This is a genomic window from Streptomyces wedmorensis (genome assembly GCF_000716445.1).
Taxonomy (GTDB): domain Bacteria; phylum Actinomycetota; class Actinomycetes; order Streptomycetales; family Streptomycetaceae; genus Streptomyces; species Streptomyces wedmorensis.
In genome coordinates this window covers 165,981-187,987 of the sequence record NZ_JNWK01000002.1, presented here as the reverse complement: position 1 = coordinate 187,987, position 22,007 = coordinate 165,981, and the positions used below count along the sequence as shown (strand labels likewise).

General features: G+C 72.9%; 19 protein-coding genes. 5 read left to right on the top strand and 14 right to left on the bottom strand.

The genetic code is table 11. The features are described 5' to 3' along the window. Positions 1-64 precede the first annotated feature (64 nt). Entirely contained in the window at positions 65-436 is a 372-nt protein-coding gene (locus tag OO54_RS02035) for a hypothetical protein (RefSeq protein ID WP_033201127.1), read from the top strand. Positions 437-446: 10 nt separating this feature from the next. On the opposite strand, the gene OO54_RS02030 is transcribed toward OO54_RS02035, so the two are convergent. The 4 genes from OO54_RS02030 to hrcA all read right to left on the bottom strand — a co-directional run bounded on the left by OO54_RS02030 (position 447) and on the right by hrcA (position 4,764). After that, positions 447-1,190: a 16S rRNA (uracil(1498)-N(3))-methyltransferase gene (locus tag OO54_RS02030; RefSeq protein WP_033201126.1), complete on the bottom strand. Its 744-nt coding sequence runs from the start codon at positions 1,188-1,190 to the stop codon at positions 447-449. Beyond that, the gene (locus OO54_RS02025; RefSeq protein WP_033201125.1) at positions 1,187-2,269 is read right to left on the bottom strand and encodes a nitronate monooxygenase; all 1,083 of its coding nucleotides are present in this window, start codon (positions 2,267-2,269) and stop codon (positions 1,187-1,189) included. The genes OO54_RS02030 and OO54_RS02025 overlap by 4 nt, the downstream gene beginning before the upstream one ends. A 335-nt stretch (positions 2,270-2,604) precedes the next feature. Then, positions 2,605-3,744 (bottom strand): molecular chaperone DnaJ, encoded by a 1,140-nt coding sequence (gene dnaJ, locus OO54_RS02020; protein WP_017239263.1) that lies wholly within the window; start codon positions 3,742-3,744, stop codon positions 2,605-2,607. Beyond that, positions 3,745-4,764, bottom strand: a complete 1,020-nt coding sequence (gene hrcA / locus OO54_RS02015) for a heat-inducible transcriptional repressor HrcA (RefSeq protein WP_024759069.1) — start codon at positions 4,762-4,764, stop codon at positions 3,745-3,747. A gap of 145 nt (positions 4,765-4,909) precedes the next feature. Here hrcA and OO54_RS02010 point away from each other — a divergent pair, with 145 nt between their 5' ends. Beyond that, entirely contained in the window at positions 4,910-5,638 is a 729-nt protein-coding gene (locus OO54_RS02010) for an MBL fold metallo-hydrolase (RefSeq protein WP_017239265.1), read from the top strand. 120 nt (positions 5,639-5,758) lie between these two features. After that, positions 5,759-6,565 carry a DUF3097 domain-containing protein gene (locus OO54_RS02005; protein WP_033201124.1) on the top strand — a complete coding sequence of 269 codons (807 nt, stop codon included), beginning with the start codon at positions 5,759-5,761 and terminating at the stop codon, positions 6,563-6,565. A gap of 244 nt (positions 6,566-6,809) precedes the next feature. Here OO54_RS02005 and hemW read toward each other — a convergent pair whose 3' ends face one another. From hemW to lepA, 3 genes are all read right to left on the bottom strand, one after another. Then, the gene (gene hemW / locus OO54_RS02000) at positions 6,810-8,051 is read right to left on the bottom strand and encodes a radical SAM family heme chaperone HemW (RefSeq protein ID WP_033201123.1); all 1,242 of its coding nucleotides are present in this window, start codon (positions 8,049-8,051) and stop codon (positions 6,810-6,812) included. Between the two features lie 39 nt (positions 8,052-8,090). After that, positions 8,091-9,968, bottom strand: a complete 1,878-nt coding sequence (locus OO54_RS01995) for an AMP-dependent synthetase/ligase (protein ID WP_033201122.1) — start codon at positions 9,966-9,968, stop codon at positions 8,091-8,093. 196 nt (positions 9,969-10,164) lie between these two features. Continuing rightward, a complete protein-coding gene (gene lepA, locus OO54_RS01990; RefSeq protein WP_033201121.1) occupies positions 10,165-12,030 on the bottom strand; it encodes a translation elongation factor 4 in 1,866 nt (621 codons plus the stop codon). Between the two features lie 184 nt (positions 12,031-12,214). Between lepA and rpsT the strand changes: the two genes are divergently transcribed. Continuing rightward, complete coding sequence (rpsT, locus tag OO54_RS01985; protein WP_017239270.1) at positions 12,215-12,481, top strand: 30S ribosomal protein S20; 267 nt, start codon at positions 12,215-12,217, stop codon at positions 12,479-12,481. 613 nt (positions 12,482-13,094) lie between these two features. Here the strand turns inward: rpsT and holA are convergent. Then, positions 13,095-14,084 carry a DNA polymerase III subunit delta gene (gene holA / locus OO54_RS01980; protein WP_033201120.1) on the bottom strand — a complete coding sequence of 330 codons (990 nt, stop codon included), beginning with the start codon at positions 14,082-14,084 and terminating at the stop codon, positions 13,095-13,097. Positions 14,085-14,146: 62 nt separating this feature from the next. Here holA and OO54_RS01975 point away from each other — a divergent pair, with 62 nt between their 5' ends. Continuing rightward, the gene (locus OO54_RS01975) at positions 14,147-14,389 is read left to right on the top strand and encodes a hypothetical protein (protein ID WP_017239272.1); all 243 of its coding nucleotides are present in this window, start codon (positions 14,147-14,149) and stop codon (positions 14,387-14,389) included. Between the two features lie 42 nt (positions 14,390-14,431). Here OO54_RS01975 and OO54_RS01970 read toward each other — a convergent pair whose 3' ends face one another. The 6 genes from OO54_RS01970 to OO54_RS01945 form a co-directional block, all read right to left on the bottom strand. Next, positions 14,432-15,316, bottom strand: coding sequence for a YceI family protein (locus OO54_RS01970; protein ID WP_033201119.1), 885 nt, complete (start codon positions 15,314-15,316; stop codon positions 14,432-14,434). Positions 15,317-15,404: 88 nt separating this feature from the next. Further along, positions 15,405-16,304, bottom strand: a complete 900-nt coding sequence (locus OO54_RS01965; RefSeq protein WP_033201118.1) for an arylamine N-acetyltransferase family protein — start codon at positions 16,302-16,304, stop codon at positions 15,405-15,407. Positions 16,305-16,334: 30 nt separating this feature from the next. Next, positions 16,335-17,597, bottom strand: a complete 1,263-nt coding sequence (locus OO54_RS01960; RefSeq protein ID WP_033201117.1) for an MFS transporter — start codon at positions 17,595-17,597, stop codon at positions 16,335-16,337. Between the two features lie 5 nt (positions 17,598-17,602). Then, complete coding sequence (locus OO54_RS01955) at positions 17,603-18,223, bottom strand: winged helix-turn-helix domain-containing protein (RefSeq protein ID WP_051786652.1); 621 nt, start codon at positions 18,221-18,223, stop codon at positions 17,603-17,605. 52 nt (positions 18,224-18,275) lie between these two features. Next, positions 18,276-20,858 carry a ComEC/Rec2 family competence protein gene (locus OO54_RS01950; RefSeq protein WP_033201116.1) on the bottom strand — a complete coding sequence of 861 codons (2,583 nt, stop codon included), beginning with the start codon at positions 20,856-20,858 and terminating at the stop codon, positions 18,276-18,278. Next, on the bottom strand, positions 20,855-21,901 hold the full coding sequence (locus OO54_RS01945; protein WP_167348114.1) for a ComEA family DNA-binding protein: 1,047 nt from the start codon (positions 21,899-21,901) through the stop codon (positions 20,855-20,857). The genes OO54_RS01950 and OO54_RS01945 overlap by 4 nt, the downstream gene beginning before the upstream one ends. Positions 21,902-22,007 lie beyond the last annotated feature (106 nt).

The window sequence follows — 22,007 nt, the reverse complement described above, 5'->3', positions numbered from 1 at the left end:
AGGAGCGCCGGGGGGCCGCTGTCCACCGGGTGCGGCCGGAGACACGGCGCGTAGGGTGCGCCGCATGAGACGCGAAAGCGCGCCGCGCAGACTGACCGTGGACGGCACCGTGTGGCTGTGGAACGTCCGCCACCGGCACCCCGACTGCCGGACGGTGCTCTCCCTGCGCCGCACGGAGCACCCGCACGCGCAGCTCCGGCTCGTCTTCCGCGACGGCCCCGGCCGCATCGTGGCCGGATACCCCTTCGGCCTGGGCGACGTCGCCTCGACCGGCGGCGCGATCCTGAACCTCAACAAGCCGGGCGTCGTACGCCGCTTCCTCGAAGAGGCCGCGACCCGCGGCCTCCTCCCGACCGTCCACGGCATCCGCGAGGAGAACGCCTGGCCCCTCTACGACACCGTGGCGGACAGGGAGGCGGGCGCCGGGGCACCCTGACCGGGACGGGTCAGCTCCAGCGGCCCGTGCGGCCCAGGACGAGGGCCGTCGCCGCCGTGCCCGCCGTGGAGGTGCGCAGGACGCTGCGGCCGAGGCGGTACGGCTTCGCTCCGGCCGCCTCGAAGGCCGCGAGCTCGTCCGGTGAGACCCCGCCCTCGGGGCCGACGACCAGGACGATCGAGCCCTTCTCCGGGAGTTCGGCGGTGGCGAGCGCGCCGCTGGGGTGGGCGCGGTCCTCGTGCAGGACGGCCGCGAAGTCGGCGCCGGCGAGGAGCGAGGCGACCTGCTTCGTGCTCATCAGGTCGGCGACCTCGGGGAAGCGGGTGCGGCGCGACTGCTTGCCGGCCTCGCGCGCGGTGGACCGCCACTTGGCGAGCGCCTTGAGGCCGCGGTCCCCCTTCCACTGGGTGATGCAGCGGGCGGCGGCCCACGGCACGATCGCGTCCACACCGGTCTCCGTCATGGTCTCGACGGCGAGTTCGCCCCGGTCGCCCTTCGGGAGCGCCTGGACGACCGTGATCCGCGGCTCCTCCTCCGGGTCCTCGGACACGGACGAGAACTCCACGGTCAGCCGGTCCTTGCCCTCCGCCGCGACCACCACGCCGTCGGCCCAGCGGCCCCGGCCGTCGGTCAGGACGACGGCCTCCCCCGCGTTCAGCCGCTTCACGGAGACGGCGTGCCGGCCCTCGGGCCCGTCCAGGACGAAGAGCCGGGTGTCGGGGATGGCGTCGACGACGAAGACGGGTGCGGTCATGAGGCGCTCCTGTGGGCGATCTCGGAGAGGGCGGTGTCGAGTTCGGCGGCCAGCACCTCCACCAGCTGCCCGGCGGGAAGCGCGCGGGCGAGACGGTGGCCCTGACCGGCCCACAGGGCCATGCCCTGGGCGTCGCCCGCGGCTGCGGCGGCCTTGCGGATCGGGGCGGTGAGGTGGTGGATCTCGGGGTAGGCGGCGGGGGCGTACGGCCCGTGCTCGCGCATGAAGCGGTTGACCAGGCCGCGCGCCGGGCGTCCGGAGAAGGCCCGGGTGAGGGCGGTCCGGGTGAACAGCGGGTCGGTCAGGGCCCGCTTGTGCAGCGGGTGGGCGCCCGATTCGGGGCAGCCGAGGAAGGCGGTGCCGAGCTGGGCCGCGTCGGCCCCGGCGGCCAGGACCGCGGCGATCTGCGCGCCGCGCATGATCCCGCCGGTGGCGACGATCGGCAGCCCGACGCGCTCGCGGACCTGGGTGACGAGGGCCAGCAGCCCGATGCCCGGGACGCCGTCGTCGGCCGGGTCGTCGCGGTACGTCCCCTGGTGCCCGCCCGCCTCGACGCCCTGCACGCAGACGGCGTCGGCGCCCGCCCGCTCGGCGGCGAGGGCCTCGGCGGCCGAGGTGACGGTCACGATCGTGAACGTGCCGACCCGGGCGAAGGAGGCGAGGACCTCCGGTTCGGGGCAGCCGAAGGTGAAGGAGACGACCCGGACGGGGTCCTCCCTGAGGATCGCCAGCTTGGCGTCGTAGGCGTCGTCCCGGCTGTCGTCGGCCTCGCCCAGCGGGGTGTCGTACCAGGTGGCCTCGCCCGCGAGCTGGTGCCGGTAGACCTCCACCGCGGAGGGGTCGGCCGGCCGGCCGTCCTGCGGCATGAACAGGTTGACGCCGAAGGGCCGCGCGGTCAGCCCGCGTACCTGCTTGATCTCCTGGTACAGGCCTCCGGCCGTCTTGTACCCGCCCGCCAGGAAGCCGAGCGCCCCGGCCTCGCACACGGCCCCGACGAGCTCCGGACAGGAGGGTCCACCCGCCATGGGGGCCTGCACGATCGGAAACCGAGAGAGATCGTTCAGTGCGGTGGTGGACATATGGGCATCGTGTCATGCCCCTGCTTCCCCGCCGAATCCGTACGTCAGATCGTGGAAGCAACGGCTCCGCAAACGGATGGAGGCGGTACCCGCGACCCGCGGGTACCGCCTCCATCCGTGCCACTGGGCAACTACCGCCCGTTGAACGCGTCCTTCAGCCGCGAGAACAACCCCTGCCGGCCCGGCTGACTGTGCCGACCCGGGGGACGACCCCCGGACCCCCCGCAGGACGCCTACCGCCCGTTGAACGCGTCCTTCAGCCGCGAGAACAACCCCTGCCGGCCCGGCTGACTGTGCCGGCCCGGGGGACGCCCCCCGGACCCCCGGCAGGACGCCTACCGCCCGTTGAACGCGTCCTTCAGCCGCGAGAACAACCCCTGCTGGCCCGGCTGGAACTGGCCCGTCGGGCGTTCCTCGCCGCGCAGCTTGGCGAGCTCGCGGAGGAGGCGCTCCTGCTCCGCGTCGAGCTTGCCGGGGGTCTGCACCTCGACGTGGACGATCAGGTCGCCTCGGCCGTTGCCCCGCAGGTGCGTGACGCCGCGGCCGTGCAGCGGGATCGACTGGCCGGACTGGGTGCCCGGGCGGATGTCGATCTCCTCCAGGCCGTCCAGCGTCTGCAGCTGCACCTTGGTGCCCAGCGCGGCCGCCGTCATCGGGATGGTGACCGTGCAGTGCAGGTCGTCGCCGCGCCGCTGGAACGTGTCGTGCGGGGTTTCGTGGATCTCCACGTACAGGTCGCCGGCGGGGCCGCCGCCGGGGCCGACCTCGCCCTCGCCCGCGAGCTGGATGCGGGTGCCGTTGTCGACGCCGGCCGGGATCTTGACCGTGAGGGTGCGGCGGGACCGGACCCGGCCGTCGCCCGCGCACTCGGGGCACGGGGTCGGGACGACGGTGCCGAAGCCCTGGCACTGCGGGCAGGGGCGGGAGGTCATGACCTGGCCCAGGAAGGACCGGGTGACCTGGGAGACCTCACCGCGGCCGCGGCACATGTCACAGGTCTGCGCGGAGGTGCCGGGGGCTGCGCCCTCGCCCGAGCAGGTCGTGCAGACGACGGCCGTGTCGACCTGGATGTCCTTGGTGGTGCCGAAGGCCGCCTCGTTGAGGTCGATCTCCAGGCGGATCATGGCGTCCTGGCCGCGACGGGTCCGCGAGCGCGGGCCGCGCTGCGAGGCCGTGCCGAAGAAGGCGTCCATGATGTCGGAGAAGTTGCCGAAGCCGCCCGCACCGAAGCCGCCCGCGCCGCCTCCGCCACCGGAGGCCGAGAGCGGGTCGCCGCCGAGGTCGTAGACCTGCTTCTTCTGCGGGTCCGAGAGGACCTCGTAGGCGGCGTTGATCTCCTTGAAGCGCTCCTGCGTCTTCGGATCGGGATTGACGTCCGGGTGCAGCTCGCGAGCGAGCCTCCGGAACGCCTTCTTGATCTCGTCCTGGGAAGCGTCGCGGCGCACGCCGAGTACGGCGTAGTAGTCCGTGGCCACTTACGACTCCGCCAGGATCTGTCCGACGTAACGTGCCACTGCGCGTACCGCTCCCATCGTTCCGGGGTAGTCCATGCGGGTCGGTCCGACCACGCCGAGTTTGGCGACTGCCTCGCCGCCCGAACCGTAGCCGACCGAGACGACGGACGTGGAGCTCAGCCCCTCGTGGGCGTTCTCGTGCCCGATGCGTACGGTCATGCCCGATTCCTTGGCCTCGCCCAGCAGCTTGAGGAGCACGACCTGCTCCTCGAGTGCTTCCAGGACGGGCCTGATCATCAGGGGGAAGTCGTGTCCGAAGCGGGTGAGATTGGCGGTGCCGCCGATCATCAGCCGCTCCTCGTGCTCCTCCACCAGGGTTTCGAGGAGGGTCGCGAGCACGGTGGAGACCGTGGCGCGGTCCTCGAGCTCCTCGAAGGACTCGGGGAGGTCCTGCACCAGCTGCGGCACGTCGGCGAACCGGCGGCCGACGACCCGGCTGTTGAGCCGGGCCCGCAGGTCGGCGAGGGAGGTCTCGCCGAAGGGCGCGGGGCAGTCGATGACGCGCTGCTCGACGCGGCCGGTGTCCGTGATGAGCACGAGCATCAGGCGGGCCGGGGCCAGCGCGAGGAGCTCCACGTGCCGGACGGTCGAACGGGTCAGCGAGGGGTACTGGACGACGGCGACCTGACGGGTCAGCTGCGCGAGCAGCCGGACCGTGCGGCCGACGACGTCGTCCAGGTCGACGGCACCGTCGAGGAAGTTGTGGATGGCGCGCCGCTCGGGGGTCGACAGCGGCTTGACGCCGGCCAGCCGGTCGACGAAGAGCCGGTAGCCCTTGTCGGTCGGGATGCGGCCCGCGCTGGTGTGGGGCTGGGCGATGTAGCCCTCTTCCTCCAGGACCGCCATGTCGTTGCGCACGGTGGCGGGCGAGACGCCGAGCTTGTGGCGCTCGGTGAGCGCCTTGGAGCCTACGGGCTCCTCCGTCCCGACGTAGTCCTGGACGATGGCGCGCAGTACCTCGAGTCTGCGTTCGCTGAGCATCGTGCGCACCTCCAGCTGTCGTCGTTTCCGGTTGCTCCGCTTTTGGCACTCCCCCGGTCCGAGTGCCAGCGATCCCCGGTCAGTGTACGGCGGCGGGCATCGCTCCTGGCAAGGAGGCGGCGTGCCCAGCGGTTAGCGTCGCCCCATGGACGCGGATTGGGAAGCATACGGATGGGAACGGCTCGCGGACGGGGTCGGCCGGCGGCGGCTGCCCGGCTGGGACGCCACGGTCGGACTGGTCCTGGGCACACGGGCGGTACTGCTGTACGACACGGGGTCGTCGCTCGCCGAGGGCGCCGAGCTGCGCGCACAGGTGACGGCCCTCACGGGCGGCCGGAGGGTGACGCATATCGCACTCAGCCACCCCCACTTCGACCACGTTCTCGGCACGGCGGCGTTCGCGGGGGCGGAGGTCTTCGGTGCGGTCGGCTCGGACGACCTCCTGGGCTCCGCCCGGGCCCGCGAGGAGCTCGGCGAGGACGCGGTACGGCAGGGGGTCGACCCGCGGGTGGCGGCGGAGGCGGTGGACGTCCTGGTCGCCCCGCGGCACGTCGTCTCGGGCGAGTGGACGCTCGACCTGGGCGACCGCCAGGTCCTCCTGGCGAACGTGGGGCCCGGCCACACGGGCCACGACCTGGCCCTCTGCGTCCCCGGCAGCCGCGAGGTGGTGTTCTGCGGCGACCTGGTCGAGGAGTCGGGCGAGCCGCAGGCCGGCCCCGACGCGATCGCCTCCCGCTGGCCGGACGCCCTGGACCGCCTGCTCGCGCTGGGCGGCGAGGACGCGGCGTACGTACCCGGCCACGGCGCCGTGGTCGACGCCGCGTTCGTGCGACGCCAACGCGAGGAACTGGCCAGGCGCTTCTCGGTCGCATAACGTCGCCGGGATGCGCAGCCACGCCCGGACCCGACGCGGCCCCGGCTGTGCCTTCCCCGGGGACGCCCCCGGACCCCCGGGCGGAACCCCCGCCACCGCGCCCCGGACGGATCGGAGCCCATGCGTAGCTACAACCCGGACCTGACGCCGTCCTGGAAGAAGCCGAAGCCCGTCCCGGAGGTCCCCGCGGACCCCGACCTCGTCGTCGAGGAGGTCTCCACGGGCTTCTGCGGGGCGGTGATCCGCTGCGAGGCGGGGACGGTGACCCTGGAGGACCGCTTCGGCAAGCACCGGGTCTTCCCGCTGGAACCGCGCGGCTTCCTCCTGGAGGGGAAGGTCGTCACCCTGGTCCGCCCGGCGTCCGGCGGCGCGGTCCGTCCGACCCGTACGGCCTCCGGCTCGCTCGCGGTCCCCGGCGCACGCGCGCGCGTGGCGCGAGCGGGCCGCATCTACGTCGAGGGCCGCCACGACGCGGAACTCGTCGAACGGGTCTGGGGCGACGACCTGCGCATCGAGGGCGTCGTCGTGGAGTACCTGGAGGGCGTCGACGACCTGCCGTCCATCGTCGCGGACTTCGCCCCCGGACCCGACGCGCGCCTCGGCGTCCTCGTCGACCACCTGGTCCCCGGCTCCAAGGAGTCGCGGATCGCCGCCCAGGTCACCTCCCCCGACGTCCTCGTCGTCGGCCACCCCTACATCGACGTCTGGCAGGCGGTGAAGCCCTCCTCCCTCGGCATCCCCGCCTGGCCCGCCGTGCCCCGCGGCCAGGACTGGAAGACCGGCACCTGCCGCGCCCTCGGCTGGCCCTCCGACAACACCGGCGCCGTCTGGCAGGCCATCCTCAAGCGCGTCCACTCCTACAAGGACCTGGAACCGGAGCTGTTGGGCCGCGTCGAGGAACTGATCGACTTCGTGACGTCCCCGTAGGGGCGCCCGGGGCGCGGTACACACCTCCACGTCCGACGCACCGAAGCGGAGAACGGCTACCGGCCCTCCTGGGCCCCACCCACCCCGTCGCCGCCGCCACCAACACGGCCCTCGTGCTGGTGGCCTCCGGCGACCGGGCCGCCGCCCACACCATGCCGGAGCCCGCGCTCTCACACCCTGGCGGCCCGGAGGCGCGTCCGCCCCACCTGGGATTTCGAGCCGTCCGTCGACCGACCGGGGCGGCTCAGTCCACCAGGTCCCGCACCACCGCGTCGGCGAGCAGCCTGCCGCGCAGGGTCAGGACGGCGCGGCCCGCCTCGTACGGCTCGGGGGCGAGGAGGCCGTCGGTGAGGGCCCTGCCGGCGGCGGCCAGCCCGGCGGGCTTGAGGAGGGACAGCTCGACGCCTTCCTTGAGCCGCAGCTCCAGGAGGATCCGCTCCACGCGGCGGTCCTCGTCGGAGAGGAGCTCGCGGCCGGCGCCCGGGGACTTCCCGGCGGCGAGGGCGGCCGCGTACGCACCGGGGTGCTTCACGTTCCACCAGCGGACGCCGCCGACGTGGGAGTGGGCGCCGGGGCCGGCGCCCCACCAGTCGGCGCCGCGCCAGTAGAGCTCGTTGTGGAGGCAGCGCCCTGCCTCGGAGGTGGCCCAGTTGGAGACCTCGTACCAGGAGAAGCCGGCCGCCTCGAAGGCCTCGTCGGCGATCAGGTAGCGGTCGGCGTGCACGTCGTCGTCGGTCATGGGCACCTCGCCGCGGCGGATGCGGCGGGCGAGCTGCGTGCCCTCCTCGACGATGAGGGCGTAGGCGCTGACGTGGTCGGGCCCGGCGCCGATGGCCGCGTCGAGGGAGGCGCGCCAGTCGTCGTCGGTCTCGCCGGGCGTGCCGTAGATGAGGTCGAGGTTGACGTGGTCGAAGCCGGCGGCCCGCGCCTCGCCGACGCACGCCTCGGGGCGGCCCGGCGTGTGCGTGCGGTCGAGGATCTTGAGGACGTGCTGCTTGGCGCTCTGCATGCCGAAGGAGATCCGGTTGAAGCCGCCCTCCCGGAGCTCGGCGAGGTAGGCCGGGTTCACGGACTCCGGATTGGCCTCCGTCGTCACCTCGGCGTCGTCCGCGAGCCCGAACTCGTCGCGGATCGCCCCCAGCATCCGTACGAGGTCCCCGGCGGCGAGCAGCGTCGGCGTGCCACCGCCGACGAAGACGGTCCGCACCGGCCTGGGGGCGTCGCCGAGGACCTTCCGGGCGAGCCGGATCTCCTCGACGACCTGCTCGGCGTAGTTGTCCCGGGAGGCGAGCACACCGCCCGTGCCGCGCAGCTCGCTCGCCGTGTACGTGTTGAAGTCGCAGTAGCCGCACCGGGTGGCGCAGTACGGCACGTGCAGGTAGAACCCGAGCGGCCGTTCCCCCGCCCCTTCGAGGGCGTGCGGGGGCAGCGCCCCGTCGTCGGGAACGGGCTCACCATCGGGCAGTACGGAAGGCATGGGTCCCATTGTCCCGTACTGCCCGCGGTGCCGGTCGTGCCCGGCCGGTCAGGACTCGCGGGAGCCCGCGTACATCTCCTCGATGAGGTCCTTGTACTCGCGCTCGACGACCGGTCGCTTCAGCTTCAGCGACGGGGTGAGCTCGCCGTGCTCGATGTCGAGGTCGCGGGGCAGCAGCCGGAACTTCTTGATCGTCTGCCAGCGCTGGAGGCCCTCGTTGAGGCGGTCGACGTAGCCCTGGATCAGCTTCTGGGTGCGCGCGTCGGCGACGACCTCGGCGTACGGCTTGCCCGCCAGGTCGTGCTCGGCGGCCCAGCCGAGGATGGCGGGCTCGTCGAGGGCGATCAGGGCGGTGCAGAAGTTCCGGTCGGCGCCGTGGACGAGGATGTTCGAGACGAACGGGCAGACGGCCTTGAACTGGCCCTCGACCTCGGCGGGCGCGATGTACTTGCCGCCGGACGTCTTGATCAGGTCCTTCTTGCGGTCGGTGATCCGGAGGTAGCCGTCGGCGGACAGCTCGCCGATGTCGCCGGTGTGGAACCAGCCGTCGGACTCCAGGACCTCGGCCGTCTTCTCGGGCAGGCCGTGGTAGCCCTCCATGATGCCGGGGCCGCGCAGCAGGATCTCGCCGTCGTCGGCGATGCGGACCTCGGTGCCGGGGAGCGGCTTGCCGACGGTGCCGGTGCGGTAGGCCTCGCCGGGGTTGACGAAGGAGGCGGCGGAGGACTCGGTGAGGCCGTACCCCTCCAGGATGTGGATGCCGGCGCCGGCGAAGAAGTAGCCGATCTCGGGGGCGAGCGCGGCGGAGCCGGAGATGCAGGCGCGCAGGTTGCCGCCGAAGGCCTCGCGGATCTTGCCGTAGACGAGCGCGTCGGCGACCTTGTGCTTCGCCGAGAGGCCGAAGGGCGCGGAGGCGGTGCCGGTGCGGCGGAAGTTGTCCTGGGTGGCCTTGGCGTAGTCGCGGGCGACGCCGGCCGCCCACTGGAAGATCTTGTACTTGGCGCCGCCGGCGGCGCGGGCCTTGGCGGCGACCCCGTTGTAGACCTTCTCGAAGATGCGCGGCACCGCGGCCATGTAGGTCGGCTGGACCACCGGCAGGTTCTCGATGATCTTGTCGACGCGGCCGTCGACGGCGGTGACGTGCCCGACCTCGATCTGGCCCGACGTGAGCACCTTGCCGAAGACGTGGGCGAGCGGCAGCCACAGGTACTGCACGTCGTCCTGGGTGACGAGGCCGGTCGCGGCGATGGCCTTGGCCATGTACGACCAGTTGTCGTGCGGGAGGCGGACGCCCTTGGGGCGGCCGGTGGTGCCCGAGGTGTAGATGAGGGTGGCGAGCTGGGTGGAGGTGATCGCGGCGACCCGCTCCTTCACCGCCCCGGGGTGCTTCTCCAGGTACGCCTTGCCGCGCGCCTCCAGCTCGGCGAGGGAGAGCACGAACTCGCCGTCGCTCTCCACGCCGGCCGGGTCGACGACCACGACGTGGCGGAGGTTCGGCAGGTCTCCGCGGCGCTCGACCGCCTTGGCGAGCTGGGCGGCGTCCTCGGCGATGAGGACCTTCGACTCCGAGTCCGAGAGGATGAACGCCGACTCCTCGGCGTTGGTCTGCGGGTAGACCGTGGTGGTCGCGGCGCCGGCGCACATCACGCCGAGGTCGGCGAGGATCCACTCGACCCGGGTGGAGGAGGCCAGGGCGACCCGCTCCTCGGCCCGCACGCCGAGGTCGGCGAGACCGGCGGCGATCGCGTAGACCCGCTCGGCGGCCTGGCCCCAGCTGAGCGACTTCCACTCGTCCGGGCCGGTGCCGGAGGCGGCGGGGACCGGATAGCGGTAGGCCTCCGCATCCGGGGTCCGCTCGACGCGCGTAAGGAAGAGGGACGCCACGGAGGGCGGCCGGTTCTCGATCTGGTTCTGTGTGTCGCTCACGACGTCCTCCGGGCGGCGGCGGTGCCTTCTGGCGGTGCGTAAAAACTGGCGAGTAACCTGCGATTCGGGATCAGAGTAGAGGGCCGGGGACCGGCGCGTAAGGCCCTGCAGGGCGTCGCTTCATAACGAACGGGCCCACGCGCGCACGGCACGTGGACCCATTGGTTGCATAGGACAGCTATTCCTGCCGGCCCTGCTACTTCTTCTTGCCGGAGGACTCGTCGCTCGACAGGACGGCGATGAAGGCCTCCTGCGGCACCTCCACCGAGCCGACCATCTTCATGCGCTTCTTGCCTTCCTTCTGCTTCTCCAGCAGCTTCCGCTTGCGGGAGATGTCACCGCCGTAGCACTTGGCGAGGACGTCCTTCCGGATGGCGCGGATGGTCTCGCGGGCGATGACCCGGGAGCCGATCGCGGCCTGGATCGGCACCTCGAAGGCCTGCCGCGGGATGAGCTCGCGCAGCTTCGCGACGAGCCGCACACCGTAGGCGTACGCGGCGTCCTTGTGGGTGACGGCGGAGAACGCGTCGACCTTGTCGCCGTGCAGCAGGATGTCGACCTTGACCAGGCTGGAGGCCTGCTCGCCGGTGGGCTCGTAGTCGAGGGAGGCGTAACCGCGCGTCTTGGACTTCAGCTGGTCGAAGAAGTCGAAGACGATCTCGGCGAGGGGCAGGGTGTAGCGGATCTCCACCCGGTCCTCGGAGAGGTAGTCCATGCCGATCAGCGTGCCGCGGCGGGTCTGGCAGAGCTCCATGATCGCGCCGATGAACTCGCTGGGGGCCAGGATCGTGGCGCGTACGACGGGCTCGTACACGTCGTTGATCTTGCCCTCGGGGAACTCGCTCGGGTTGGTGACCGTGTGCTCGCTGCCGTCCTCCATGACCACGCGGTAGACCACGTTGGGGGCGGTGGCGATCAGGTCGAGCCCGAACTCGCGCTCCAGGCGCTCGCGGATCACGTCGAGGTGCAGGAGGCCGAGGAAGCCGACGCGGAAGCCGAAGCCCAGCGCGGCGGACGTCTCCGGCTCGTAGACGAGCGCGGCGTCGTTCAGCTGGAGCTTGTCGAGGGCCTCGCGGAGGTCCGGGTACTCGGAGCCGTCCAGCGGGTACAGACCCGAGAACACCATCGGCTTCGGGTCCTTGTAACCGCCGAGCGCCTCGGTCGCGCCCTTGTTCAGGGAGGTGATCGTGTCACCGACCTTGGACTGACGGACGTCCTTCACACCGGTGATGAGGTAGCCGACCTCGCCGACGCCGAGACCGTCGGACGCGGTCATCTCCGGCGACGAGACGCCGATCTCCAGCAGCTCGTGGGTCGCGCCGGTCGACATCATCTTGATGCGCTCGCGCTTGTTGAGCTGGCCGTCGACGACACGGACGTACGTCACGACGCCCCGGTACGAGTCGTACACGGAGTCGAAGATCATCGCGCGGGCGGGGGCGTCGGCCACACCGACCGGCGCCGGCACGTCCCGGACCACGCGGTCGAGCAGCGCCTCGACGCCCATGCCGGTCTTCGCCGAGACCTTCAGGACGTCCTCCGGCTGGCAGCCGATGAGGTTGGCCAGCTCCTCGGAGAACTTCTCCGGCTGGGCGGCCGGCAGGTCGATCTTGTTCAGGACGGGAACGATCGTGAGGTCGTTCTCCATCGCCAGGTAGAGGTTGGCGAGGGTCTGCGCCTCGATGCCCTGCGCCGCGTCCACCAGCAGGATCGTGCCCTCACAGGCGGCGAGCGACCGCGAGACCTCGTACGTGAAGTCGACGTGCCCGGGGGTGTCGATCATGTTCAGGATGTGGGTCCTGCCCCCACCCTGCCCGTCGGTCGGCGCCCAGGGCAGCCGGACCGCCTGGGACTTGATCGTGATGCCCCGCTCCCGCTCGATGTCCATCCGGTCGAGGTACTGGGCACGCATCTGCCGCTGGTCGACCACACCGGTCAGCTGGAGCATCCGGTCGGCAAGCGTGGACTTGCCGTGGTCGATGTGCGCGATGATGCAGAAATTGCGGATCAGAGCCGGGTCGGTACGGCTCGGCTCGGGCACGTTGGTAGGAGTCGCGGGCACGCAGGGTCTCGTCTCGGGGCGATGTCGGATCGATACGTAGGCTCCATGGTCCCATGCCCGCCGCCCGGCGCCCGGTTTGGGCGGCCCCGAGGGTGACTGGTACTGTGGACAGCTGTGTCTCGTGTGCCCTCTCAGCCTGCGAGTCACATCCAGAAGGAACACCGAACCTGTAAAGGCTCTTTTCGTGGCGAACATCAAGTCCCAGATCAAGCGGAACAAGACCAACGAGAAGGCGCGCCTGCGTAACAAGGCCGTCAAGTCGTCGCTCAAGACCGCGATCCGCAAGGCCCGTGAGGCCGTCGCCGCCGGCGACCTCGAGAAGGCCACCATCGCCTCTCGCGCCGCCTCGCGTCAGCTCGACAAGGCTGTCTCGAAGGGTGTCATCCACAAGAACGCCGCCGCCAACAAGAAGTCGGCGCTGGCCATCAAGGTCGCCTCCCTCCAGGGCTGAGCTCTGATCTAACCGGCCGTACGGGACCCAGCGGGCCCTCTCTCCCGCTCCCGACGGCCACCCCGGACTCGCACGCGGACGCGTTCGCCACGCGGGTGCGAGCCCACCCCATACGCCGAAGGCCCCGCCGCCTCCTCCCCAGGAGCCGCCGGGGCCTTCGCCGCACCCGGAGCCGGTTCCGCGCCTCGGCGAGCCAGGGTGCGGGCCCCCCGGAGGACCGCCGGAGGCAGGCTCGGGGCCGAGGAGGCACGTAAGCCCCACACGCGAGCCCTGGACGGGCTGCCGCAGGTGGGCTCGGGCCTGAGGGCGAATGCCCACGGCGCGAAGCTGCCGTCGACGCGTGGGGCGGCGGGGGCGGAGCCCCCGGGAATCACCTCGGCCCCATCGGCCTCCGGCAGGGTTTCGGGAAGGGGCGGGGTGGGGGAATCACCTCAGACGCCGGCCACGAACCGGACCGCACCGACCCACCGGCCCCGGCACGGCGCAACAACCCCGAGGCCTACACCGGCCCACGGGCCACGACCGCAGCCACCCCGGGCAACGCCAGGGACTGCCAAGCACCGGGACTGGGACCGGCAACGGCCCCACCGGGCACCGGCACCGAACCGGCCCCCTACGCCCGCCGCATCCTCGCCGCCCGCGCCACCGCGACGACCGCCTTCTCGAGGGCGTACTCGGGGTCGTCGCCACCGCCCTTGACGCCCGCGTCGGCGTCGGCGATGGCGCGGAGGGCGAGGGAGACGCCGTCGGGGGTCCAGCCCCGCATCTGCTGACGGACGCGGTCGATCTTCCAGGGCGGCATGCCCAGCTCACGGGCCAGGTCGGCGGGGCGGCCGCCGCGGGCCGAGGAGAGCTTGCCGATCGCCCGTACGCCCTGGGCGAGCGCGCTGGTGATGAGGACGGGGGCGACGCCGGTGGACAGGGACCAGCGCAGGGCTTCGAGGGCCTCGGCCGCCCGCCCCTCGACGGCGCGGTCGGCGACGTTGAAGGAGGAGGCCTCGGCGCGGCCGGTGTAGTACCGCCCGACGACGGCCTCGTCGATGGTGCCGTCGACGTCGGAGGTCAGCTGTGCGACCGCGGACGCGAGCTCGCGGAGGTCGCTGCCGATCGAGTCGACCAGGGCCTGGCAGGCCTCGGGCGTGGCCGAACGTCCGAGGGCCCGGAATTCCTGCCGTACGAACGTCAGCCGTTCCGCCGGCTTCGTCGTCTTGGGGCAGGCCACCTCTCGCGCACCGGCCTTGCGCGCGGCTTCGAGCAGGGCCTTGCCTTTGACGCCGCCGGCGTGGAGCAGGACGAGGGAGATGTCCTCGACGGGGTCGCCGAGGTAGGCCTTGACGTCCTTGACGGTGTCGGCGGAGAGGTCCTGGGCGTTCCGCACGATCAGCACCTTGCGCTCCGCGAAGAGCGAGGGGCTGGTGAGTTCGACGAGCGCCCCGGGCTGGAGCTGGTCGGACGTGAGGTCACGGACGTCCGTGTCGGCGTCGGCGGCCCGGGCGGCCGCGACCACCTCCTGGACGACGCGGTCGAGGAGCAGGTCCTCCTGGCCGACCGCGAGCGTCACGGGGCCGAGGAGGTCGTCGGGGGAAGTCTTTCTGGTGGCCATCGCGATCCAGCATCCCACGGGCCACTGACACCCCGTTCCGGGCGGCGCGCGAGAATGGCGGCGTGAGTGAACGACACGTACTGGTACTCCCGGACCGCGACGCCGCCGAGGAGGTCGCCGGGGAGCTCCCCGACCGTTTCGGCGTCGCCGAGGAACCCCAGCTCGTACGGGACTCCCTGGCCGGGGAGGACGACGCCGAGGACGCGCAGTGGCTCGTCGTCGTCGAGGACCCGGACGGCCGGCTCGACCCGTCGGCCCTCGACGCGCTGGCGGCCGAGTACGAGGGCTGGCTCGAAGCCCCGTGACCCGCGGGGCGCGTCCAGCCCCGTGACCCGTGGGGCGCGCTCTCAGCTCTTCTTCGGGACGATCTGGATGTCGAGGTCGATGCTGATGCTGGAGCCGACGGCCGCGATCCCGCGGGCGAGCAGCGTCTGCCAGGTGAGGGTGAAGTCCTCCCGGTGGAGTTCGGTGTTGGCGCGGCAGGCGCCGCGCGTCTCGCCCTCCAGGCCGTTCCCGAGGCCCAGGTACTGGGTGTCGAGGGTCACCGTGCGGCTGACGCCGTGCAGGGTGAGGGCCCCGGTGACGGCCCACCGGTTGCCGCCCCGGTGCGTGAAGCGCTCGCTGAAGAACTCCAGCGTCGGGTAGGCGCCGACGTCGAGGAAGTCACCCGACCGCAGGTGGTCGTCGCGCATCTGGACCCCGGTGTCGATGGAGGCCGCGTCGATGACGACGTGCATCGCCGAGTTCTCCATGCGGTCGGCGATGCGTACCGCGCCCGCGAAGCTGTTGAACCGGCCGTGGATCCGGGCCAGGCCGATGTGGCGCGCGGTGAAGCCGATCTGCGAATGCATCGGGTCGATCTCCCAGTCGCCCGGCTCGGGGAGCTGGGGCTGTGGGGCGACCTGGAGCAGGACGTCGCCGAGGCCGGTGTGGCCGCCCTCGGCGACGACGGCGGAGCCGTGGTGCGGCGTGTAGCCCTCGGCGGTGACGGCCAGTCGGTACTCGCCGGCCGGCACGGTCGCGAGCGCTGTGCCGTACGGGTCGGTCTCCCCGGCGAGCACCTTGCGTCCCGCCGTGTCGCTGACGACGAACTCGGCCTGGCGGACGGGCTCGTGCACGGGGTCGAGCACCCGGCAGCTCAGCACCCCGGCCGAGGCGGGGACCGCGATGCCGGCCAGCGGGCCGCCCTTCGCGGCGCCCGCCGCACGCTTCCCGAAGAGACGGTCGAACATTCTTCACGCACCCCCGTGCGACTCGTTCACTGTGCAACGAATTCGCATTCGATCACCGTTGGGGGGTTCGAGGCAAACGAGGCATGTGTTACCGAGGGTCCGAATTAGGGGTTCCGCTTTCGGGCTCGGGCTCTCCCCCGCGGACGACCGGCAGCGTGTCCAGCACGATGCCGAACAGGTCCCGGTACGCCTCCCGCACCTCCGCCTCCCCTTCGAGTTCCCGCTCGTCCCGCTCACCGTGCGCACGGGTGATCAGCTTCCGGCCGCTGAGCGTGATCCGGCCGTCCTCCGTCAGCAGGGAGCAGATGAGGGACCGCGGGAAGTGCGAGTCGGGCGAGGTCTGGTGGTACCAGGCCCCCGCCGTGAAGTCGGCGAGCTCACGCGGCCGGGGTTCGAGCCGGTACTGCGGCTTCCCGTCCCGCAGCACGTCCAGGTCGCCGTCGGCGGCCGCCGTGATGCGGAAGACGCCACCCGGATCCTCCTGGTCGGCGCGTTCGTCGAAGGCCAGCGGGAAGTGGCTGTGGTCGCCGAACCCGACGTCGGCCAGCCACCGTTCCCCCTCCGCCGTCTCCACCATCAGTGCCATGTGGTCGTACGGGATGCCGGGCTTCCCCTCCGGCCCGATGACCCGCCCCTGGAGCAGTGCCACCCGGTATCCGAGACCCCGGAGCAGGACGGCGAACGCGGTGTTGACCTCGTAGCAGAAGCCGCCCCTCCGGGCACCGACCACCTTGTCGAGCAGCGCCTTCTCGTCCAGGACGATGTCCTCGCCGAGGTGGATCGACAGGTTCTCGAAGGGCACGGTCCGCAGGTGCCGCAGGTGCAGTTCGCGCAGCGCCCCGGCGTCCGCCCTCGCCGGCCGCTCCGCGCCGATGCGCCGCAGGTAGGCGTCGACGGCGGACGCCCCGGGAACGAAGGGCTCGGCCGGGACGACCGGGACGGACGGGACGGACGCCGTCGGAGATGTCGATGTCGATGGTGTGGTCATACCGGCAGTCTGCCGGTCGACGGTCCGCCGCTACCCGACGGGGACCGACTCCTCTTCCCTCGTGGGCAGTTCACGCATGCGCGGCAGCGGCGAGGGCAGCAGCCACAGCACGGCGAGAACGGCTCCGGCGGTGGCGATCCAGAGCGTCGGACGCAGCCCGATCGCGGTGCCGAGCAGGCCGCCGGCGAGCGCGCCGAGCGGGCGGAAGCCGTGGTTGAGCGTCCGGTACGCGCCCATGACCCGCGACCGCACGGCGTCGGGTATCAGCGCCATCTGGAGCGACCCGCCGGCGACGTCGGCGATCATCACGCCGATGCAGGAGAGGAACTCCGCGGCGAACATGACGGCCACCACCAGCGGAAGCGGCCCTCCGGCCAGCGGTATCAGCAGCAGCGGCAGCGTGAATCCGAGGAAGCCGACGACGAGCGAGGCCCCGATGCCGATCCGCCGGACGACCGGTCCGGCGAACGCCGCACCGAGCAGCCCGCCCACCGCTCCGGCGCCGAGGATCAGGCCGAGCAGTCCCGCGCCGATGCCGAGTTCGGCGGTCGCGTAGAGCACGAAGAGGGTGTGGAACATGTAGTTGAAGAACTGGAGGGTGCCGGAGGCGGCGAACAGCGCGCGCATCGAGGACTCCCGGAGGACCCAGCGCAGGCCCTCGGTGAAGTGCCCCTTGGCCACGGGGGCCGGCGGGGGCTCCACGGGCCTGATCCGGGCCAGGTAACCGGCCGACACCAGGTAGGTGAGCGCGTCCGCGACGAGGGCGAACGGCGCGGTGAGCACCTGCACGAGGACGCCGCCGATCCCGGGCCCGGCGAGCCAGGACATCGAACGACTGCCGTTGACCAGCGCGTTCGCCTGCACATAGCGCTCGCTGGGGACGAGCGCCACCAGGAGCGTGGAGTTGCAGACCTCGAAGAGCACGGTGAGCGCCCCGATCCCGAAGGCCACCGCGTACAGCTGACCGAGCGTCAACGCGTCGAGCGCGTAGGCCGCGGGGAGGGTCAGCACCAGCGCCGCCCGGGCCATGTCGGCCGCGATCATCGCGCGTCTGCGGTGCGCCTGGCGGTCGGCCCAGGCCCCGAGCGGCAGGTTGAACAGGAGGGTGGGCAGGAGTTCGGCGGTCTTGAGCCAGCCCATCGCGGCGGCGTCGGCGCCCAGGATCAGCACGGCGGCGAGGGGGATGGCGATGAGCGAGATCTGGTCGCCGGTGAGGGAGACGGTCTGACCGATCCAGTAGCGACGGAAGGCACGCTCGCGCAGCAGTGCCGGTACGCGTTCCACGAGGGCCATCTCGCTCACTCCTCTTCGCTGTCGGGGATTTCCTGGTCCAGGTAGGCGACCCGCAGGATGCTGACCGGCCGGGCGCCCTCGGGCCGGAGGGACGCGTCGGACGCGCGCCCCTCGTAGGGCCGGAGCAGGGCGTCGATCCGCTCTCCGAGGTCGGTCAGCTCCTCGGGGGTGAGGTGGAGCAGGGAGTCACCGAACTGCTCGGCCTCCCGCCATTCCCTCGGCAGCCGGTGACGGTTCTCCATGGCCCGGGCGACCCGCTCGAAGTAGCGTTCGGCGACCGCGGCGCTCAGTGCGTCGGCGGCCTCCGCGACGCTCGCGTCCTCGCTGTACTCGGGCCACTCCGTGTACCGCGCCGTGGCCTGCCAGGGCTTCTCCCGCCCCCGCCCGCCCGGCGCCTCCTCCACGAGCCCGTACTTGGCGAGTATGCGCAGGTGGTAGGAGCAGCTGGCCACGGATTCGCCGGTCAGCTCGGCGGCCCGGGTGGCGGTGAAGGGTCCGATGCTGCGCAGCAGCCCCACGAGGGACATCCGCAGGGGGTGGGCGTAGGCCCGCAGGGCGCGGGGGTCGGTCAGACGGATACTGCGGGGCTGCTCGCCCTCCGGGTGCGGTTCACTGATCTCCGGCATGATGGAAAGGTATCTTTAGAAAGACTTCTTTACAAGGTTTTCTTTACAAGCTTCACCACCCTCTCGGTACGGCCACGAGGCCCCTCCCCGCCCCCGCCACCGCGATCGCTCCGTCCCTGTCCGTCCTGAGCACCCGCGTCCCGCCCGCCCGCAGCGCCTCCAGCGTCCGGGGCGAGGGATGCCCGTACGGGTTGTCACGCCCCGCCGACACCAGCGCGAGCCGCGGCCGCACCGCCTCCATCAGCCCCGGGTCCTGGTGCGCGGACCCGTGGTGCGCGACCTTGAGCACGTCCACCGGCTCCAGGCCGGGATGAGCCCGCGACAACTCCCGCTGCGCCGGCGGCTCCAGGTCCCCGAGCAGCAGCAGACTCACCCCGCCCCGGGTACGGACGAGCAGCGTGACACTGGCGTCGTTCGGCCCGCCGGACGCCACCCTGGAAGCGGACGGCCTCCCGGCGGCCGAGAACGCCCCTGCCGCAGCCGACGGCCCCGAAACGGCCGGCTCCCCGGCGGCCGCCGGCGGCCAGAGCACCCGCCACTCCAGAGCGCCGACCCGCCGCTCCTCCCCCGGGCCCGCCTGGATCAAGGGCACCCGCGCGGCGGCCGCCGTCCGCCGTACGAACGCCGCCTGGGCCGGCGGCTCTTCGAGCGCCGTGGTCTGGATGGCCCCCACCGACCGTCCCCGCAGCACACCCGGCAGCCCCGCCACGTGGTCCGCGTGGAAGTGGGTGAGCACCAGCAACGGCACCCGTCTCACCCCGAGTTCCCGCAGGCACCGGTCCACCGGTACGGGGTCGGGCCCGGCGTCCACCACCACGGCGGCGTCCCCGCCCGCCGCGAGCACCGTCGCGTCCCCCTGACCCACCTGGCACATCGCGAACACCCACCCCGGCGGCGGCCATCCGGTGACCCAGCGCGCCAGCGGCGCCGGTCGCGCCACCACGACCAGCAGCAGCGCCGCCAGGAGTACGGCGACCGGCCCCCGGTACGGCAGTCTGCGCGCCCCGAGCACGACCAGGGCCGTGAGCAGCGCGAGGCCGAGCCCGCCCCACCAGCCGCCGGACCAGGTCAGTTCCGCGCCCGGCAGCGCCGCTCCCGCGCGCGCCACCCACGCGATCCACCCGGCCGGCCAACCCGCCACCCACGCCAGACCCTCCGCACCACGCGCCCACAGCGGCGCGAGGGCGAGCGTGGCGAATCCCAGCACCGTCGCGGGCGCGACCGCGAGCTCGGCGAACAGATTCGCCGGAATCGCGACCAGGCTCACCCGGGCGGCGAACACCACCACGACCGGAGCGCACACCGCCTGCGCGGCCAGTGCCGCGGCCAGCGCCTCCGCCAGGCGGCCCGGCATCCTCCGCCGCCGCAGCGCCTCGCTCCACCGCGGGGCGACCGTCAGCAGGGAACCGGTGGCCAGGACCGACAGCAGGAAGCCGTAACTCCGCGCGAGCCAGGGGTCGTAGAGCACCAGGACGAGCACGGCGGCGGCCAGCGCGGGAACCAGCGATCTCCGCCGGCCGGTACCGATCGCGAGCAGCACGACGAAACCGCAGGCCGCCGCGCGCAGCACGCTCGGATCGGGCCGGCAGACGACCACGAAGGCCAGGGTCAGCACTCCCCCGGCCACCGCGGTGACCCGCAGCGACATGCCGAGCCGGGGCGCGAGTCCACCCCTCTCCACCTGGTGCGCCCGCCCGGGGCGCCCGACGAGCAGCAGCAGGACGATCGAGAGGTTGCTTCCGGAGACCGCCAACAGGTGGGTGAGATCGGCGGCTTCGAAGGCGTCCCGCAGATCGGGACCGACGCGGGAGGTGTCCCCGACGACCAGCCCCGGCAGCAGGGCCCGCGCGTCCGGGGCGAGTCCGTCCGTCGCCTTCCGCAGCCCGGCGCGCAGGTCGCCCGCCATCCGCTGTGGTGCGCTCGGCGACTCCACGATCCGCGGCGGCCCCGTCCCGTCGGCCCTCAGCACCGCGGCGAACGGCTCCCCGGCCCGCAGTGGTGGCGCGAGCCGCCCGCCGACCCGCAGCCGGGTGGAGGGAAGGAGCCGCAGCCATTCCTCCCTCCCCTCGCCCGGCGGCACGATCACCAGCACCGGCGCGCGGGTCCGGTGGACCGATCCGTCCGACCGCCCGACCCGCGTCACCTCGCCATCCATGACGACCGAGACCGGAGCCGTCGCGTCACCCCGCACCCGGGGCCTGGTGAGCCGCGGATCGGAGGTCACCGTCACCTCCGTCCACACCCTGGCGTACTCCCCCGCCGCGGCCGGCACGGGCCCGCGTCGCAGGTCCGCCGCGTGCAGCCCCGCCGAAGTGGCCCCGGCCGCCGCGCACAACAACACCCCGGCGCACGCGGTCGCCCGCAACCGCCACCCGGGCGAGTCCCGGCCCATGTCCGCACCGCGCGTCTCCCGCGGCCCCGTCAGGTCCCGTCCGCCGGCACCACCGCCGAACCGCCGAGCCACCGCGGGCACCAGCAGGACCACGGCCCCCAGCAGACAGACCGCGACGCCCGCCGCCGTCCACCACCCCGCGACGCCCACGGCACCCGCGGCCGCCGCCCAGGCGGCCACCGCGAGCGGAACGAGCCGGAGATCGACCGGCCCCTCGTCCCACGGCGGCGTGTCGCGCCTCATGGCCGCACCAGCGGTTCGAGGTCGGCGAACCGGCGCTCGCCGATGCCGTTGACCTCGCGCAGCTCCGTGACCGACCGGAAGCCGCCGTGCTCGACGCGATGGTCGACGATGTGCTGGGCGAGGACCGGTCCGACGCCTGGGAGCGTGTCGAGCTGCTCCACCGTGGCCGTGCTGAGGCTCAGCGGCGCCCCGGGCCCACCGCCGCCGCTCGCGCTCCCGCCGGCTGATCCGGCTCCGCCGGACGGCATCCCCGGCACACCGACGAGCACCTGCTCGCCGTCGAACAGGACACGGGCCCGGTTGAGCCCGGTCAGATCGGCTCCGGGACGCGCCCCGCCGGCGGCGCGCAGCGCGTCCGCCACCCGCGAGCCCGCCGGGAGGGTCAGCACGCCCGGCCTGAGCACCTTCCCCGCCACGTCGACGACCACCTTCGCCCCGGACGCAGCGGCAGCCTCTCCGGGCCTCGACACCGGTCCCGCCCGCACCCCGGGCGCGGCGACCACGGCGGGCGCGGTGGCCGGGCGCGCGGCACGGACGAGTTCGGGAGCGCGCACCGCCTCCGGCCGTCCCGCCCAGAAGTACCCGCCCGCGACGCCCGCGGCCACGACGAGGAACACGGTCAGGGCGGCCAGCGTCCTCGGTTCGAGGCCGCACCTGGTCTGCACCCAGACCGGGGCCCGCTCACGGACGGCCGCCGCCAGCCGCGCCCGCGCCCCGGGCGGCGAGCCGCGCTCCGGCGTCGCCGGTTCCTCCCGCGCCTCCGGCGGCCACCCGGTCTCCGGCCCCCCAGGGGACGCGGCGGACGGCACCGGCTGTGCGGTCGCCGGGAACATGGCCTCCCCCCGCTGCCGTACGGCGGCGGGGGACACCACGGCGACCCGCCTCACCCGGGCGCGCCTCCGGGCCCGGCCGGGAGACGTGCCGTGTCCGACGGGCCGGCTCCGCCCGTCCGAGCCCGGCGGCCTGCCGGGCCCGCTCGTGGACGTACCCGCGGAGCCCAGGGTCCCGGGAGCGGTCGATGCGATGCGTGTGCGAAGAGTCATGCTCGTGACGGTAGGAGTCACGACCCGGCCGTGCGGGACTCGCTTCCGTTCCGTGGACGAGGCAGCCGTTGTGGACAACTCCGTCACCCTCCCGGGGGACGGAGCG

Excerpts from the sequence above, each read along its gene's own strand:
- OO54_RS02025 (WP_033201125.1), bottom strand. The coding sequence starts at position 2,269 with ATGTCCACCACCGCACTGAACGATCTCTCTCGGTTTCCGATCGTGCAG.
- OO54_RS02035 (WP_033201127.1), top strand. The coding sequence starts at position 65 with ATGAGACGCGAAAGCGCGCCGCGCAGACTGACCGTGGACGGCACCGTG.
- OO54_RS01950 (WP_033201116.1), bottom strand. The coding sequence starts at position 20,858 with ATGAGGCGCGACACGCCGCCGTGGGACGAGGGGCCGGTCGATCTCCGG.
- OO54_RS01960 (WP_033201117.1), bottom strand. The coding sequence starts at position 17,597 with ATGGCCCTCGTGGAACGCGTACCGGCACTGCTGCGCGAGCGTGCCTTC.
- OO54_RS01970 (WP_033201119.1), bottom strand. The coding sequence starts at position 15,316 with ATGTTCGACCGTCTCTTCGGGAAGCGTGCGGCGGGCGCCGCGAAGGGC.
- OO54_RS02010 (WP_017239265.1), top strand. The coding sequence starts at position 4,910 with ATGGACGCGGATTGGGAAGCATACGGATGGGAACGGCTCGCGGACGGG.
- holA (WP_033201120.1), bottom strand. The coding sequence starts at position 14,084 with ATGGCCACCAGAAAGACTTCCCCCGACGACCTCCTCGGCCCCGTGACG.
- hemW (WP_033201123.1), bottom strand. The coding sequence starts at position 8,051 with ATGGGACCCATGCCTTCCGTACTGCCCGATGGTGAGCCCGTTCCCGAC.
- OO54_RS01965 (WP_033201118.1), bottom strand. The coding sequence starts at position 16,304 with ATGACCACACCATCGACATCGACATCTCCGACGGCGTCCGTCCCGTCC.
- OO54_RS01945 (WP_167348114.1), bottom strand. The coding sequence starts at position 21,901 with ATGACTCTTCGCACACGCATCGCATCGACCGCTCCCGGGACCCTGGGC.
- OO54_RS02030 (WP_033201126.1), bottom strand. The coding sequence starts at position 1,190 with ATGACCGCACCCGTCTTCGTCGTCGACGCCATCCCCGACACCCGGCTC.
- hrcA (WP_024759069.1), bottom strand. The coding sequence starts at position 4,764 with ATGCTCAGCGAACGCAGACTCGAGGTACTGCGCGCCATCGTCCAGGAC.
- OO54_RS02005 (WP_033201124.1), top strand. The coding sequence starts at position 5,759 with ATGCGTAGCTACAACCCGGACCTGACGCCGTCCTGGAAGAAGCCGAAG.
- OO54_RS01955 (WP_051786652.1), bottom strand. The coding sequence starts at position 18,223 with ATGCCGGAGATCAGTGAACCGCACCCGGAGGGCGAGCAGCCCCGCAGT.